This is a genomic window from Roseovarius sp., from assembly GCF_965228755.1.
GTDB lineage: Bacteria > Pseudomonadota > Alphaproteobacteria > Rhodobacterales > Rhodobacteraceae > Roseovarius.
In genome coordinates, this window is sequence record NZ_CBDDIG010000013.1 from 133,642 (window position 1) to 149,414 (window position 15,773).

Genomic DNA, 15,773 nt, shown 5'->3' on the forward strand with positions numbered 1-15,773 from the left:
ATGTTATAGTTTTATAACATGTCAACGGAAGAAAGATTCGACACCCTTTTCAAGGCGCTCGGCCACCGGGCGCGGCGGCGGATTCTCGACCTGATCAAGGACGGCCCGAAAACCACGGGCGCGCTGTGCGAGGTGCTGACCGATCTGGATCGGTGCACGGTGATGCAGCACCTTTCGGTGCTGGAAAAAGCCGGGCTGGTGGTGGTGGAGCGGCGCGGTCGCGAGCGCTGGAACCACCTCGACGCCCTGCCCATCCATGACGTCCAGAAACGCTGGATCGGGCCTTATGCCGCGCACGCGATGGGCATGCTTTCGGAGTTGGAGGGGCTGGCGGAATCTGAGGCCGAAGTTATGCCGGGGGAGGCCGCCGACAAGACCAACGCCTGAGAGACGCGGGCCGCGCGGCAACCCGTCCCGGAACGTGAAAAGGGCGGGGAAATTCCCCGCCCTTTCCGTTTGGTCTGTCGCCCGGGTTACGCCGACTTGGCGAGGTTCCGGAGCACGTAGTGCAGCACGCCGCCATGCTCGACATATTCGATCTCGATCGCGGTATCGATCCGGCTTTTCAGCGTGATCTCCTTGGTCGAGCCGTCGGCATAGGTGATGGTGCAGGGCACCTCGGCCTGGGGCTTGATGTCGCCTTCGAGCCCGGTGATGTCGAAGGTTTCTTCGCCCGTCAGCTTGAGCGAGGAGCGGGTGTCGCCGCCGGTGAACTCGAACGGGATGACGCCCATGCCGACGAGGTTCGAGCGGTGGATGCGCTCGAAGCTTTCGGCGATCACGGCCTTGACGCCCAGCAGGTTGGTCCCCTTGGCCGCCCAGTCGCGCGAGGAGCCGGCGCCGTATTGCTCGCCGCCCACGACGACCAGCGGCACGCCCTGGTCCTGGAACGCCATCGCGGCCTCGAAGATCGAGGTCTGCTTGCCGTCGGGGCCCTTGGTATAGCCGCCCTCGACGCCGTCCAGCATCTCGTTCCTGATGCGGATATTGGCGAAGGTGCCGCGCATCATCACCTCGTGGTTGCCCCGGCGGGAGCCGTAGGAGTTGAACTCGCGCACCGGCACCTGCCTCTCGACAAGGTACTGCCCGGCGGGGGTGCTTTCCTTGAACGAGCCGGCGGGCGAGATGTGGTCGGTGGTGACCATGTCGCCCAGCAGCGCCAGCATCCGCGCGCCCTTGATATCCGAGATGGTGCCGGGATCCTTGGACATGCCCTGGAAGTAGGGCGGGTTCTGGACATAGGTCGATTGCGGCGGCCAGTCATAGGTTTCGCCTTCCGACGTCTCGACCGCCTGCCATTTCTCGTCGCCCTCGAAGACCTCGCCGTATTTCTCGATGAAGGACTCGCGCTTGACGGTCTTCTGCACGAGATCGGCGATTTCCTTCTGGCTCGGCCAGATGTCCTTGAGGAAGACGTCGTTGCCGTTCTTGTCCTGGCCCAGCGGCTCGCGGGTGATGTCGACATTCATGTCGCCCACCAGCGCGTAGGCCACCACCAGCGGCGGGGAGGCCAGGTAGTTGGCGCGGACGTCGGGCGAGATGCGGCCCTCGAAGTTGCGGTTGCCCGAGAGGACCGACACGCCGATCAGGTCGTTGTCGTTGATGCATTTCGAGATTTCCGGCGCCAGCGGGCCGGAGTTGCCGATGCAGGTGGTGCAGCCGTAACCGACGAGGTTGAAGCCGATGGCGTCGAGGTCGTCCTGAAGCTCGGCGGCCTCGAGATACTCGGTCACCACCTTGGAGCCGGGCGCCAGCGAGGTCTTGACCCACGGCTTGCGGTTCAGCCCCAGTTCGCGCGCTTTGCGGGCGACGAGGCCGGCGCCGATCATCACGTAGGGGTTCGAGGTGTTGGTGCAGGAGGTGATCGAGGCGATCACGATCGAGCCGTCATGCATCTGGTACTTGCTGTCCTCGGTCGAGACGTAGCCGCGGGCGTGGTGCCCCTCGTCGCCGGGGATGTCGCGGGGCTCGGGGGCGCCGCCCTCGTCCTCCCAGCGGACTTCGGACTTGCCGTTGACGTCGCGCCCCTCGCGGAAGCCGCGCACGTAATCGTGGAAGGTGGTCGCCGCCTTGTCGAGGTTGATGTGGTCCTGCGGCCGTTTCGGGCCGGAGATGGCGGGCACGACGGTGCCCATGTCAAGCTTGAGCGTGTCGGTATAGACCGGGTCGTAATCCGGCCCGCGCCAGAAGCCGTTTTCCTTGGCATAGGCCTCGACCAGCGCGATGCGGTCCTTGTCGCGGCCGGTGAGTTCGAGATAGCGCAGCGTCTCGTCGTCGATCGGGAAGAAGCCGCAGGTGGCGCCGTATTCGGGGGCCATGTTGGCGATGGTGGCCCGGTCGGCCAGCGGCAGGTGATCGAGGCCGGAGCCGTAGAATTCGACGAACTTGCCGACCACGCCCTTCTCGCGCAGCATCTCGACCACTTTCAGCACCAGGTCGGTGCCGGTGGTGCCCTCGACCATCTTGCCGGTCAGCTCGAAGCCCACGACCTCGGGGATCAGCATGGAAATGGGCTGGCCCAGCATCGCGGCCTCGGCCTCGATCCCGCCGACGCCCCAGCCGAGGACGGCCACGCCGTTGATCATGGTGGTGTGGCTGTCGGTGCCCACCAGCGTGTCGGGATAGGCGACGGTTTCGCCGTTCTGGTCCTCGTCGGTCCAGACGGTCTGGGCGAGGTATTCGAGGTTCACCTGGTGGCAGATGCCGGTGCCCGGCGGCACCACGCGGAAGTTGTTGAACGCGTCCTGGCCCCATTTGAGGAACTGGTAGCGCTCCATGTTCCGCTCGTACTCGCGGTCGACATTCATCTGGAAGGCGCGGGGGTTGCCGAACTCGTCGATCATGACCGAGTGGTCGATGACGAGGTCGACGGGGTTGAGCGGGTTGATCTGCTGCGCGTCGCCGCCCAGCGCCACGATCCCGTCGCGCATGGCGGCGAGGTCGACCACGGCCGGCACGCCGGTGAAATCCTGCATCAGCACGCGGGCCGGGCGATAGGCCAGCTCGCGGTTGGCGCGGCCGCCATTGTCGGCCCAGTCCGAGAAGGCCTTGATGTCATCGGTGGTGACGGTCTTGCCGTCCTCGAAGCGCAGCATGTTCTCGAGCACGACCTTGAGCGCGGCGGGCAGGCGGGAGAAATCGCCCAGCCCCGCCTTCTCGGCGGCGGCGATGGAGTAGTAGGAGACGGTCTGTCCGGCGACGGTCAGCGTCGTCCGTGTCTTCGAGGTATCCTGGCCGACTGTGATGGGCATGCGGGCATCCTTTCGCGATGAGGGCTGGCATTCCGGCCTGCTTCTGACCCATTTGGGCGTGGCGATCAAGGGGGCAGGGCGGTTTTGTATACTATTGCACACAATTACCCGAGTCGCAAGCATCACCCGGCTCTCGCGAAACCTTGATTGGTCATGTATGACGGGGGCGGGTAATCCTCGACGGGCACCAGAACAGACACAATTTCCGGACGATATCCATGGCTAGACTCGGCGCTTTGCTGACCGCATTCCTGATCACCCTCGCGGCCCCGGCGGCCGCGCAGGAGCGGCCCGTGCTGGTCGAGCTCTACACCTCGCAGGGCTGTTCCTCCTGCCCGCCGGCGGATGCCTTCCTGCACAAGCTGGCCGGGCGCGACGACGTGATCGCGCTGGCCCTGCACGTGGATTACTGGGATTACATCGGCTGGAAGGACAGCTTTGCCAAGGCGGAATACACCGCCCGGCAGCGCGGCTATGCCAGGGTTGCCAACCGGCGCATGGTCTATACCCCGCAGATGATCATCAACGGCACCGACCACGTGGTCGGCACCCGGCCGATGGACGTGACCGACCTGATCCGGAAGCATCGCGGTAGCGCGGCGCCGGTCGCCCTGTCGGTGGCCGAGCGGTCGGGCCGGCTGGAAATCGACGCCACCGCCGCGGCCGGCGCCGCCGGCAGGGCCACGGTGCGGCTGTTCCGCTACCTGCCGCAGGAAACGGTCGCCATCCAGCGCGGCGAGAACGCGGGCAAGTCGGTCAGCTATTCCCACATCGTCACCGACATGGATATCGTCGCCGACTGGGACATGCGCCAGCCGCTCGATATCGACGTGCCGCTCAGCGGCGACCTGCCCGCCGTGGTGGTGATCCAGCGCAACAGCTTCGGCCCGGTCGAGGCGGTCGCCAAGATCGACTGACGGCGCCGCCGCCCCGGGCTTCTTCTTGGGGAAAATATCCTGGGGGAGTCGTTGACCCCGCAGGGGGCAACGGCGGGGGCAAGGCCCCCTGCCCGGGCGCCGGGTCTCACTCCGCGAATATGGCCTTGTATTCCTGGATGCTGCGGGTTCTGGCCTTTGCGCGGGGGGTGCCTTTCGGCGGCAGGATGAGGCCCGACTCGTTGATGATCATGATATGGTCCTCGAGGACGCGGGCGGCCTTGTCGAGGTGTCCGGCCTTCAGTTCCGCCAGGATCTGCTTGTGTTCGCCGAAGGATTGGGTCCGGTAGCCGCCCTCGCCGCCCTGGAGGCGGACGCGCAGCGCCGTGATGGAAGAGGCGGTCAGGTCGTAGGCCTGCGGCAGGAAGCTGTTGCCCGATTCGCGTATGAAGACCTCGTGAAACTCCCTGTCGGCGGTCTCGTACTGGGCCCAGTTGTCACGGGACAGGGCCCGTTCCATGCGGTCGACCGTCTGCTCGAGCGCATCCAGAACGACGGGCGCCGCCTGCTGCATCGACAGCCGCATGCCCGCCTGTTCGAGCACGGCGCGAAAGGTGCTCATCTCGAGCACGTCCTCCGGGCCCGGCGAGAAGACGTAGGTGCCGGCCTGGGGGACGATGGTGACGAGGCGGATGTCGCGCAGCTTGAAGAAGGCCGTGCGAACAGGCGCCTTGCTCATCCCGAGGGCCTCGGCGATCTGCATCTCGGAGAGCCGTTCGCCGAAATCGAGATCGCCCGAGACAATCGCGTGGCGGATGCGGGTGAACGCCTGGTTGCTTAGCGACACATCAGTTTCCTTCGCTTCCTGCCGCAGCGCGCGGCGCAGGTGTTTTCCATAATTTATCCAAACCGCTTGACAAACAATAGTACAACTAGAATTCTAGTGTAAACAGTTTGCGTGAGGAAGATTGCAAGATGCCCAAGTTTCACCTGATGACCCCGGACGCCCAATATGCCGACGACGCGACGATCGAGCGCGAAACGGCGGGGCCGGATGTCACGTGGGACATCTTCCGTGAACGCGACCCCGGCCGGATTCCCGCCGAGGCCTGGAAGAAAGCCGACGCGCTGGTGGTCTGGCACGAGATGCCGATCACTGCCGAGGTGATCGACAGGCTTGACCGGTGCCGCGTCATCGTGCGCGCCGGCGTCGGCTTCGATCACATCGACCTGGACGCCGCCGCCGAACGTGGCATTCCGGTGTGCAACACGCCCGATTACGGCACCAGCGAGGTGGCGGACCATGCCATCGCGATGATGCTGAACTTCAAGCGCGGCCTCAGCTCCTATCATCGGCGGCTGATGGACTCGCCGCAGGAGGGGTTCGACCATTCCCGCGCGCCGCTCATGGGGCGGCTTCGGGGGCGGACGCTGGGGATCATCGGGCTGGGGCGGATCGGCACGGCCACGGCGCTGCGCGCCAAGGCGTTCGGGCTGGACGTGGTGTGCTATGACCCGCAGGTCTCGCGCGGTGCGGAGATCGCCGTGGGCGTGCGGCGGGTCGAAAGCCTGCGCGCGCTGCTCGAGACCAGCGACATCGTCAGCCTGCATTGCCCGCTTACCGACGGGACGCGCGGCATGATCAATGCCGAGACGCTGAAGCTGATGAAGCCCGGCGCCATCCTGATCAACACCGCGCGCGGCGCCATCGTGGACGTGCCCGCCCTGCTGGCGGCGCTGCGCGACGGGGTGATCGCGGGCGCCGGGCTCGACGTGCTGCCGACAGAGCCGCCCGCACCCGAGGACGCCATCGCGCGGGCCTATGCCGATCGGGCCGATCCGATGACGGGCGAGAGGCTGTTGCTGTCGCCGCACGCGGCCTGGTCGAGCCCCGAGAGCGTGGCCGATGCCCGCCGCCTTGCCGTGGAAACGGCGGTGATGTGCGTGGCCGAGGGCCGCATCCGCAACCTCGTGAACAAACCGGCCCCTGCCGCCATGACAGCGGCCGAATAGACCAACGCCTGCGGACCACGAACGGCCACCGCAGGCCGACGGAGGGAGGCCGGGCCACAGGCCCGGTCGTCCCGAATGACCAGAGCATCCATGGGAGGAGCAAACACATGAAAAGCAAGATAAGCATGATGATCGCCGCGGGCGCGTTGAGCGCGGCGGCGGGATTGCCGGCCGCGGCGCAGGAGTATTCGTTCAAGTTCCAGTCGGTCGACCCGGCGGGCAACCCGAACTTCATGATCCAGGACGAATGGACCGAGCGTGTCGAGCTGATGAGCGGCGGCCGGATCCAGATCGAGCTGCTGCCTGTGGGCGCCGTCGTGGAATACAACGAAACCCAGGATGCCGTCGGCGCCGGCATCCTCGACGGGCATATCACCGATGTCAGCTATTTCTCGGGCAAGGATCCGGCCTTTGGCCTGATCGCGAACCCGATCGGCGCCTGGTCGTCCCCCGAGGAGATGTTCCGCTTCATGCGCTATGGCGGCGGCAACGAGCTGATGCGCGGGTTGGAGGAGCCCTACAACCTTCGCTTCGTGGGCGCGACGACCACGGGGCTCGAAGGGTTCGTTTCCAGCGTTCCCCTGAGCGGTGTCGACGATCTCAAGGGCCTCAAGGTGCGCGCGCCCGAGGGGTTGATCCAGCAGGTCTTCGACGCGGCGGGCGCCGTGCCGGTGAACCTGCCCTATGCCGAGGTCTTTACCGCGCTGGACAAGGGCGTGATCGACGCGGCCGACTCGACGGTGTTCTCGACCAACCATTCGCAGGGGCTGCACGACGCGGGCAATCACCCGGTCTATCCGGGCTTCCATTCCATGCCGCTGGTGGAAGTCGCCATGAACCTCGACAAGTGGAACGAGCTGCCCGAGGACCTGCAGGAGATCATGACCGTGTCGGTGCGCGACCTGGCGTCGGACATGGTGGCGCAGCTGTCGATCAAGGATCTCGAGGCCGTCGCCGAAGCGAAGGCGGATCCCGACATCACCGTGCATAACTGGTCGAGCGAAGAGCGCACCCGTTTCCGGACGATCGCGATGGAACAGTGGGAGACCATGGCCGGCCAGTCCGAGAACGCCCGGAACGTCTATGACACGTTGACGACGTACCTGGCCGAGCAAGGCATGCTCGACTGATCCCTCGCGTCAGGCGGACGGATCGACCGTCCGCCTGACTTTGCTTGCCCTCAACCGGACAGTTTCAGAAATGGCACGACGCGACACTGCGACCAGCGAGGCGTTACCCGACGCTGTCGCCTCTCCGGGTTCCCCATTGCCCCAGTCCGGGCGCCTTGGCCGGGGCATCAGCCGCCTTACGGGGCTTTTCGCGGCCGGTATCCTGCTGGCGGCGGCGGTGCTCGTCCTGGAAGTGGTGATGCGGTATTTCTTCAATGCCCCCACCACCTGGGCGCATGAGACCTCGATCTTCCTCAGCGCGATCACCTTCATCTTCGGCGGGTTGCTCTGTGTCGTGCGCGACAGGCATATCCGTGTCGTGCTGCTTTATGACCTGGTGACCGGACGCGCCCGGCAGTTGTTGGACATCGTGATTTCCCTGCTGTGCGCGTTCTCTACCGGCTTTTTCACCTGGGCGGCGTGGCGCATGGTCGAAAAGGCCATCTTTCGCCCGTCGGGCGGTTTCTATCTCGAGACCAGCGGCAGCGCCTGGAATTCGCCCGCGCCGGCGCTGGTCAAGATCTTCCTGCTGGTCGTCCTGGTCGTGATGAGCATCCAGTTCCTGGTTCTGGCCATCCACTACATGCGGGCCGGGATCGGGCGCGGAAAGGCGGACCGCCCATGACCTTCCTGTCGTCATTCCTGGACCTGAGCGCGCTGGGTATCGAGGGCGGCACGCTCGTGATGTTCGGGCTGCTGGTGTTCCTGCTGCTGACCGGCATGCCCCTGGCGATGGTCACGCTTCTGGTCGCCCTGCTGTTCGCCATCGGCTGGTTCGGGCCGGCGGCGGTGCCGCTGATCACCAGCCGCGTCTATTCCTTCGTGTCCTCCTTCGTTTTCGTGTCGGTGCCGATGTTCGTGCTGATGGCCGCGATCCTCGACCGGTCCGGCATCGCCCGCGACCTGTTCGACGCGATGAAGCTGATCGCGGGCCGCGTGCGCGGGGGCGTCGCGGTGCAGACGATCTTCGTCGCGGTCATCCTCGCCGCCATGAGCGGCATCATCGGCGGCGAGATCGTGCTGCTGGGCCTGGTCGCCCTGCCGCAGATGCTGCGCCAGGGCTATGACCGCCGCCTCGCGATCGGCGTGGTCTGCGCCGGCGGATCGCTCGGCACCATGGTGCCGCCCTCGATCGTGCTGATCATTTACGGCCTGACGGCGAACGTCTCGGTCGGTGACCTGTTCACCGCCGCCTTCGTGCCCGGCTTCATGCTGGCGGCCTTCTACGTGGCCTATGTCCTGTTCCGCTCCTACACCGACCCCACCGCCGCCCCCCCGCCCGAGGCCGAGCAGATAGGCGCCCCCGCGCGCCGGGCGCTCCTCAAGGGGCTCGCGCTCCCGCTTCTGGTCGTCATCTTCGTCCTCGGGTCGATCTATGGCGGCATCGCCTCGGTCACCGAGGCCTCGGCCGTGGGGGTCGCCGGGGTGATCCTTTCGACCATCGTGCGCCGCGAGTTCAGCTTTGCCATGCTGCTCGACGCGGCCCGCCAGACGCTGATGACGGTCGGCATGATCGTCTGGATCGGTATCGGTGCCAGCGCGCTGGTGGGCGTCTATAACCTGATGGGCGGCATCGACTTCATCTCCTCGCTGATCGCGGGCGTTTCCGACAACCCGACGATCATCGTGCTGACGATGATGCTGATCCTGTTCCTGCTGGGCATGTTTCTCGACTGGGTCGGGATCGCGCTTCTGACGATGCCGATCTTCGTGCCGGTGATCCGCGACCTGGGTCTCGATCCGATCTGGTTCGGGGTGTTGTTCGCCATGAACATGCAGGTGTCGTTCCTGACACCCCCGTTCGGGCCGGCCGCGTTCTACCTCAAGAGCGTCACCCCGCCCGATATCACGCTGGGGGAGATATTCCGCTCTCTCGTGCCGTTCATCTGCCTGCAGGTTCTGGCGGTCGGGCTGCTGATCCTCTTCCCGCAGATCGCGGTTTACTGAGCGGGACGTCATCCATTCCCACACTGCGAAGAAAGGCAGAAATAGCATGAAACTGGTACGCCATGGCGGCGCCGGGCAGGAACGGCCCGGCCTGATCGACGAGAACGGCATTTTGCGGGACCTGTCGGGCAAGGTGCCCGATATCGACGGCCGGGTGCTCGGGCCCGAAGCGCTTGCGGACATCGCCGCGCTCGATCCGGCCACGCTGCCGCCGGTCGAGGGAACACCGCGCCTCGGGCCTTGCGTCGGCCGGGTGGGCAAGCTGATCGGCATCGGGCTGAACTATTCCGACCACGCGGCGGAATCCGGGCTGGACGTGCCCAGCGAGCCGATCGTCTTTCTCAAGGCCACCACCGCAATCTCGGGGCCCTACGATGATGTCGAACTGCCCAAGGGCGCCGAGAAGGTCGACTGGGAGATCGAGCTGGCCTTCGTGATCGGCACGCGCGCCAAGAACGTGTCGGAGGCCGACGCCATGGCGCACGTGGCGGGCTATACCATCGTCAACGACGTCTCAGAGCGGTGCTGGCAGGCCGAGCGTCAGGGGCAGTGGACCAAGGGCAAGAGCCACGACACTTTCGCGCCGATGGGCCCGTGGCTGGTGACGAAAGACGAGATCGCCGACCCGCATGACCTTGGCATGCGGCTGGATGTCGATGGCGAGCGCCGGCAGGACGGCACGACCCGGACGCTGATCTTCGGCATTCCGTACCTGGTCAGCTATCTCAGTCATTTCATGACGCTGGAGCCCGGCGACGTGGTGACCACCGGAACCCCGCCGGGCGTGGGCCTGGGGATGCGCCCGCAAGTCTGGCTGCAGGACGGGCAGACCATGCGGCTGGAAATCGACGGGCTGGGCGTGCAGGAGCAACAATGCGTTCGCACGGGATGACGGACCCGGCGGAGGCCGGCGAGTACGACTATATCGTTGTGGGGGCGGGTTCTGCCGGTTGCGTGCTGGCGAACCGTCTCAGCGCCGATCCGAAGACCCGTGTCCTGCTTCTCGAGGCCGGGGGCAGCGACAACCGGTTCTGGGTTCATGTGCCGATCGGTTATCTTCATGCCATGGGCAATCCGTCGATGGACTGGTGCTATCGGACCGAGACGGAGGAGGGGCTGGGCGGCAGGGCGCTGGATTATCCGCGCGGCAAGCTTCTGGGCGGGTGTTCGTCGATCAACGGCATGATCTACATGCGCGGGCAGGCGCGGGACTATGACCAGTGGCGGCAGATGGGCAATGCCGGCTGGGGGTGGGAGGATGTCCTGCCGTATTTCCGGAGGTCCGAAGATCATTTCGGCCCGGAGGATGCGGTGCACGGTGTCGGCGGCGAGTTGAGGGTGGAACGGCAGCGGCTGAACTGGCCCATCCTCGACGACGTGGCGAAGGCGGCGGCCGAGATCGGGATCGACCCCACCGAGGATTTCAACGACGGCGACAACGAGGGATCGGGCTATTTCCCGGTGACCCAGCGCCGCGGGATTCGGTGGAACGCGCGCAAGGCGTTCCTCGATCCCGCGCGGCGGCGGGCGAATTTGCAGGTGGTGACGGGCGCCCATGTGGAGCGGATCGTGCTGGATGGCACACGCGCGACGGGAGTGGAGTATTCCGTGGGGGGGCGAGCGGCGCCGGGCCCGGGCGGGGCGGGAGGTGGTGCTGTCGGCGGGCGCCATAGGCACGCCGCAGATTCTGGAACTGTCAGGGATCGGCGATCCGGGACTGCTGGCCGATCACGGGATCACCGTGCGCCACGCCCTGCCGGGCGTGGGCGAGAACCTGCAGGATCACCTGCAACTGAGGACCGTGTGGAAGATCACCGGGGGCAGGACGCTGAACGACCGGGCCGCCACGCTGTGGGGCAAAGCCTCGATCGGGCTCGAGTATTTGCTGAAACGCTCCGGCCCGATGTCGATGGCGCCGAGCCAGCTCGGGATATTCTGCCGCTCGTCCGACCGGCATGAGAGCGCCAATATCGAGTTCCATGTGCAGCCCCTTTCGCTCGACCGGTTCGGCGCGCCGCTGCACCGCTATCCGGGGATGACGGTGTCTGTCTGCAACCTGCGGCCCGAAAGCCGGGGCAGCGTGCATCTGCGGCCGGGCGATGTCTCGGGCGCGCCCGAGATCCGGCCCCGGTACCTTTCGACCGATGCCGACCGGATCGTGGCCGTGGAAAGCCTGCGCACGGCGCGGCGCCTGATGCGGACCGCCGGCATGGCCCGCTATGCGCCCGAAGAAGTGCTGCCGGGGCCATCCTGCGACAGCGACGCGGCGCTGGTGGAGGCGGCGGGGCAGGTGGGGACCACGATCTTCCACCCGGTCGGGACCGCCGCGATGGGCGAGGGGCCGATGGCGGTGGTCGACAATCGCCTGCGCGTCCATGGCCTGTCGGGTCTGCGCGTGGCCGATGCGTCGATCATGCCGACCATCGTGTCGGGCAATACCCAGGCCCCCGTCACGATGATCGCGGAGAAGGCGGCGGAGATGATGCTGGAGCGGTAAGGCCGGTTCGGCAAGCGCATGTGCTGGCCGGCCCGTCGAGGGCCACGGGCCGCGCCCGGACTGCGCCCGCTTTCAACGAGAGCAGGTGATGTTGGTCATGTGGGTGTTGCCGCGGAACTGGAAGTAGAGCGTGTTCGGGTCGGACATGATGGCCGGCATCTGGAAGGGCTGCTGGCCGCTGCCGGCGCGGTACATGGTGCCGAGGAAGACCACCTCGGCATTGCCGTAGCCGGGTTGGGGGCCGTATTGCCCCTGCATCTGGACGGGGGCGCGGCCGACCACGGGGTTCTCGTAGAAGCCCTCCGCGGTGAAGCCGGTGTCGGGCCGGGCGGTGAGTTGGTATTCCCAATAATGCAGGTCGAGGGGCTGGCCGCTGAAGGGTTCCATGGCGTAGCGGCAGTACCAGGAGCCGGCGAAGCGCTCGGCCTGGGCGTGGGCGAGGCCCGCGAGCCCGCAGAGGGCGAGGGCGGTGACGAGGGTGCGTGTCGGCATGGGCTGTGGCCTCCGGCGGGATGGGGGATGATAGCCCGGCCGGTGCGATCTGCCTAGCCGGTGATCAGGTCAGCACGCCCCCGACCGGCGCCAGCGGCGGCGGGGCGGGGCGGCCGAGCGCCTGGGCCGCGGAGATTTCGATGGTGCGGCACATGGTGTGGAGGGGCAGGCCGTTCTCGACATTCTGGAAGGGGTGTTCGAGCTCGCGGGTGACCGCCTGCAGCCCGAAGAAGACATAGGCGACGATGGCTGCGAGGAGAGGCGTGAACCAGCCCGCCTGGTCGGCGAGGGCGAAGGGCAGCAGGAAGCAGTAGAGGTAGGTGGTGCGCCGCACGAGCAGGGAATAGACGAAGGGCAGCGGCGTGGTGGCGATGCGTTCGCCGCCCGCTTGCGCCAGCCCCATGGCCGAGAGCGTGCCGGAGAGGGTCATGCGCGCGTAACCGTCGAGCCCGGCGCCGGCCAGCGCGGCGTTGATGCGGGAGAGGGCGGCGTCGGCGGGGTTGGACCGGGTCAGCAGGGCGTCGGCCTCGGCCGCGTCGAGCCAGGGCAGGAGGTCGGCGCGGGTGTCCTCGCCGCGCAGGGCGCCGCGGTGGAGGTGGGCGAAGGCCACGGCGTTCGACAGGACGCGGGCATGCAGCGCGGGGTCGGGGGAGAAGAGCGTGACCTGCCGGCCGAGGTTGCGGGTCTCGGCGATGAGCTGGCCCCAGAGGCTGCGGGCCTCCCACCAGCGGTCATAGGCGGCGTTGTTGCGGAAGCCGAGGAAGAGCGAGAGCGCGATGCCGAACACGCCGATGGCCGAGATCGAGACATGCGGCAGGGGCAGGGCAAGCCGGTCGATGGTGAGGATCGCCGCCGAGAGCCCGGCCACGGCGAGGATCTTGTGCAGGATGCGGGGCACGATGGAGCCCTGCATCACGAAGAAGAGGCGCAGTGCCGAGGGCTGGTCGAGCACGATCATGGGGTCGGGTCCGGTTCAGTCGCCGAGCTTGGCGTGGACCTCGTCGAGGTCGATCTCGCCCGTGGGCATCTTGTTGGACGGGTCTTCGAAATCGTAGCGGAAGAGGTCGAAGTCGCGTTTGTAGATCTCGTAGACGAGATGCATGGAGAGGTCGTCGAAATAGTCCTCGACCGGGTGGGCGCGTTTCGGCCCGTGGCCTTCGCTTTCGTTGAAGCGGGGGATCTTCGCCAGGTCGACCTTGTGCGGTGTTTCGATGGATTTCAGCACGTCGGCCATGCCGTCGTTGAACGCCTCGGTCCAGAAAATCTTGTCATAGCGGCCGCCGTTGACGATGAAGGTCGAGACGTGGCCGGACATGGCCGACCAGTGGATGTCGGGCTCCATCGGGCGTTTCCAGCGGATGGTGTCGCGGGCGAAGAGCAGGAAGCGGCGGAAGCTTTTGATCTGGTCGAACTCTTCCTTGCCGTCCTCGCCGCCGACCTCGACCCCGTATTTCTGGACGAGCAGGGGCACCAGCTTGCCGCGGTAGCGCTTGCCGTTGCGCTGGATGCCGCAGATCTTGTCGAAGAAGCTGGAGAGGATGCGGGTATAGGGGTTGCGCACGCAGGTGAAGGCGTAGGAGCGGTGTGCCGTCACGTTGTCATGGATGAGCGGCTGGCTTTCGTCGCGGGCCCATTTGTGCAGGCCGTCCTGCGCGTCGTGAATGTCACCGTCGAAGAATTCGCCGTGATCGGAGTAATACATGATCTGGCCGATCGTCGAGCAGGCGCATTTCGGCACCACGCGATAGACGACGCTTTCGCTTTCGGTCATCCACGTGCCCGGAAACCCCATATTTCTGCCTCCACCTTCACCCGCCGCCTTTTTTTTGCGGCTTCAGCTTTGTAGCGTGAGGAAAAACCCCGCGAAAGGACGTTTCTTCAGGCCGTGTTCATGTCTATCACTGTAATCGACAAAAGATAATATCGGGTAGCGCGTTTCCGTCATGGCAAGAATTGCCTTCATCCTTCTGTGCCACAAGGACCCCGACGCCATCATCCGTCAGGCCGAGATGCTGACGGCGGTGGGCGATTACATGGCGATTCATTTCGACGCGCGGGCCAAGGTGGAGCATTACCGGCGGATCCGCTCGGCGCTGGCGGACAACCCCAACGTGACCTTCGCGCGCAAGCGGATCAGGTGCGGGTGGGGGGAGTGGTCGCTGGTGCAGGCCTCGCTTTATGCCGTGGAGGCGGCGGTGGAGGCGTTTCCGCGGGCCACGCATTTCTACATGCTGTCGGGGGATTGCATGGCCGTGAAGTCGGCCGCCTACGCGCACGAGTTCCTTGACAATGACGATGCCGATTACATCGAGAGCTTCGATTTCTTCGAGAGCGACTGGATCAAGACCGGGATGAAGGAAGACCGGCTGATCTATCGGCATTACTTCAACGAGCGGGTGCAGAAGCGGCGGTTCTATACCTCATACAACCTGCAGAAGAAGCTGGGGCTGACGCGGCCCATTCCGGCCGATCTGCAGATCCAGATCGGCAGCCAGTGGTGGTGCCTGCGGCGGCGGACGATCGAATGGATCCTCGATTTCACCCGGCAGCGGCGCGACGTGATGCGGTTCTTTGCCACGACGTGGATTCCGGACGAGACGTTCTTCCAGACGCTGGTGCGGCACGTGGTGCCGGAGAAGGAGATCAGGACAAGGACGCTGACCTTCCTGATGTTCACCGATTACGGGATGCCGGTGACGTTCTACAACGATCACTATGACCTGCTGTTGTCGCAGGATGCGCTGTTCGCGCGGAAGATCAGCCCGGAGGCGACCGAGCTGAAGACGCGGCTGGGGGCGCTTTACGCCAACGAGGAGGCCACCTTCCAGATTTCCGACGAGGGGCGGAACCTTTACAAGTTCCTGACCGGGCGGGGGCGGATCGGGCGGCGGTTCGCCAGCCGGTTCTGGGAGACGGAAAGCTCGCTTGGCCGGGAGCGCGAGCTGATGATCGTGATCTGCAAGAAGTGGCACGTGGCCAAGCGGGTGATCCAGCGGATCCGGCAGGTGGCGAACGTGCCGACCATCGATTACCTGTTCAACGAGGAGGACACGCCGCTGCCCGACCTTGGCGGGATCCAGGCGACGCTGGGCAAGCGGACGCGGCACCGGCGGGCGCTTATGCGGATGCTGTTCGACTATTTCGACACCGATCGGCTGATCGTGTGCATGGACCCGTCGAACCTTGACCTGTTGCATGATTTCGCGGGCGACCGGTCGACGACGAAGATGCTGGAGATCCAGTGCGAGTTCACCGACGCGTACCTGATCGGGCATGCCAAGCGGGTGGGCTTGGCGGGCGAGCAGACGTCGCCCCAGACGCTGGAGCGGCTGTTGCCGACGATCCGGGGCGACATGATCTACGAGAGCGACCGGATCAGGGACGCGGAGTTCGAGCATCACGGGATCATCCGGGAGAGCGCCGAGCCGGACGAGAACGCGCCGCCGATCGCGCGCTTCCTTGATATCCCGCCAGAGAAGGCGCTAGAGATTGCCGAGACGCCCCGTCTTTTCGCTGACTAGGATGTGAC

General features: G+C 65.8%; 13 protein-coding genes and 1 pseudogene. 9 read left to right on the plus strand and 5 right to left on the minus strand.

Annotation, left to right across the window (positions count from 1 at the left end):
* The first annotated feature begins 18 nt into the window (after positions 1–18).
* The gene (locus ACO07J_RS18935; RefSeq protein ID WP_422031849.1) at positions 19–387 is read left to right on the plus strand and encodes an ArsR/SmtB family transcription factor; all 369 of its coding nucleotides are present in this window, start codon (positions 19–21) and stop codon (positions 385–387) included.
* Positions 388–473: 86 nt separating this feature from the next.
* Here the strand turns inward: ACO07J_RS18935 and acnA are convergent, their stop codons facing one another.
* Complete coding sequence (gene acnA, locus ACO07J_RS18940) at positions 474–3,251, minus strand: aconitate hydratase AcnA (protein WP_422031851.1); 2,778 nt, start codon at positions 3,249–3,251, stop codon at positions 474–476.
* Positions 3,252–3,469: 218 nt separating this feature from the next.
* Between acnA and ACO07J_RS18945 the strand changes: the two genes are divergently transcribed.
* Entirely contained in the window at positions 3,470–4,168 is a 699-nt protein-coding gene (locus ACO07J_RS18945; protein WP_422031853.1) for a DUF1223 domain-containing protein, read from the plus strand.
* Positions 4,169–4,274: 106 nt separating this feature from the next.
* On the opposite strand, the gene ACO07J_RS18950 is transcribed toward ACO07J_RS18945, so the two are convergent.
* On the minus strand, positions 4,275–4,973 hold the full coding sequence (locus tag ACO07J_RS18950; protein ID WP_422031855.1) for a GntR family transcriptional regulator: 699 nt from the start codon (positions 4,971–4,973) through the stop codon (positions 4,275–4,277).
* A 128-nt stretch (positions 4,974–5,101) separates the two neighbouring features.
* Between ACO07J_RS18950 and ACO07J_RS18955 the strand changes: the two genes are divergently transcribed.
* From ACO07J_RS18955 to ACO07J_RS18980, 6 genes and pseudogenes are all read left to right on the plus strand, one after another.
* Positions 5,102–6,139 carry a C-terminal binding protein gene (locus ACO07J_RS18955; protein WP_422031857.1) on the plus strand — a complete coding sequence of 346 codons (1,038 nt, stop codon included), beginning with the start codon at positions 5,102–5,104 and terminating at the stop codon, positions 6,137–6,139.
* 107 nt (positions 6,140–6,246) lie between these two features.
* A complete protein-coding gene (locus ACO07J_RS18960; protein WP_422031859.1) occupies positions 6,247–7,269 on the plus strand; it encodes a TRAP transporter substrate-binding protein in 1,023 nt (340 codons plus the stop codon).
* Positions 7,270–7,339: 70 nt separating this feature from the next.
* A complete protein-coding gene (locus tag ACO07J_RS18965; protein ID WP_422031861.1) occupies positions 7,340–7,933 on the plus strand; it encodes a TRAP transporter small permease subunit in 594 nt (197 codons plus the stop codon).
* Positions 7,930–9,255, plus strand: coding sequence for a TRAP transporter large permease (locus ACO07J_RS18970; protein WP_422031863.1), 1,326 nt, complete (start codon positions 7,930–7,932; stop codon positions 9,253–9,255). Before ACO07J_RS18965 ends, ACO07J_RS18970 begins: the two co-directional genes overlap by 4 nt.
* Positions 9,256–9,301: 46 nt before the next feature.
* Positions 9,302–10,147 (plus strand): fumarylacetoacetate hydrolase family protein, encoded by an 846-nt coding sequence (locus tag ACO07J_RS18975; protein ID WP_422031865.1) that lies wholly within the window; start codon positions 9,302–9,304, stop codon positions 10,145–10,147.
* Positions 10,144–11,752, plus strand: a pseudogene (locus ACO07J_RS18980) (GMC family oxidoreductase). The gene ACO07J_RS18975 and the pseudogene ACO07J_RS18980 overlap by 4 nt, the downstream one beginning before the upstream one ends.
* 72 nt (positions 11,753–11,824) lie before the next feature.
* Here the strand turns inward: ACO07J_RS18980 and ACO07J_RS18985 are convergent.
* The 3 genes from ACO07J_RS18985 to ACO07J_RS18995 all read right to left on the minus strand — a co-directional run bounded on the left by ACO07J_RS18985 (position 11,825) and on the right by ACO07J_RS18995 (position 14,036).
* On the minus strand, positions 11,825–12,244 hold the full coding sequence (locus tag ACO07J_RS18985; RefSeq protein ID WP_422031867.1) for a hypothetical protein: 420 nt from the start codon (positions 12,242–12,244) through the stop codon (positions 11,825–11,827).
* 64 nt (positions 12,245–12,308) lie between these two features.
* Positions 12,309–13,202, minus strand: a complete 894-nt coding sequence (locus tag ACO07J_RS18990; RefSeq protein WP_422031869.1) for a bestrophin family protein — start codon at positions 13,200–13,202, stop codon at positions 12,309–12,311.
* Positions 13,203–13,217: 15 nt separating this feature from the next.
* On the minus strand, positions 13,218–14,036 hold the full coding sequence (locus ACO07J_RS18995; RefSeq protein WP_422031871.1) for a sulfotransferase family protein: 819 nt from the start codon (positions 14,034–14,036) through the stop codon (positions 13,218–13,220).
* Positions 14,037–14,187: 151 nt separating this feature from the next.
* On the opposite strand from ACO07J_RS18995, the gene ACO07J_RS19000 reads away from it, so the two are divergent.
* Complete coding sequence (locus tag ACO07J_RS19000) at positions 14,188–15,765, plus strand: DUF5928 domain-containing protein (protein WP_422031873.1); 1,578 nt, start codon at positions 14,188–14,190, stop codon at positions 15,763–15,765.
* The last annotated feature ends 8 nt before the right edge of the window (positions 15,766–15,773 follow it).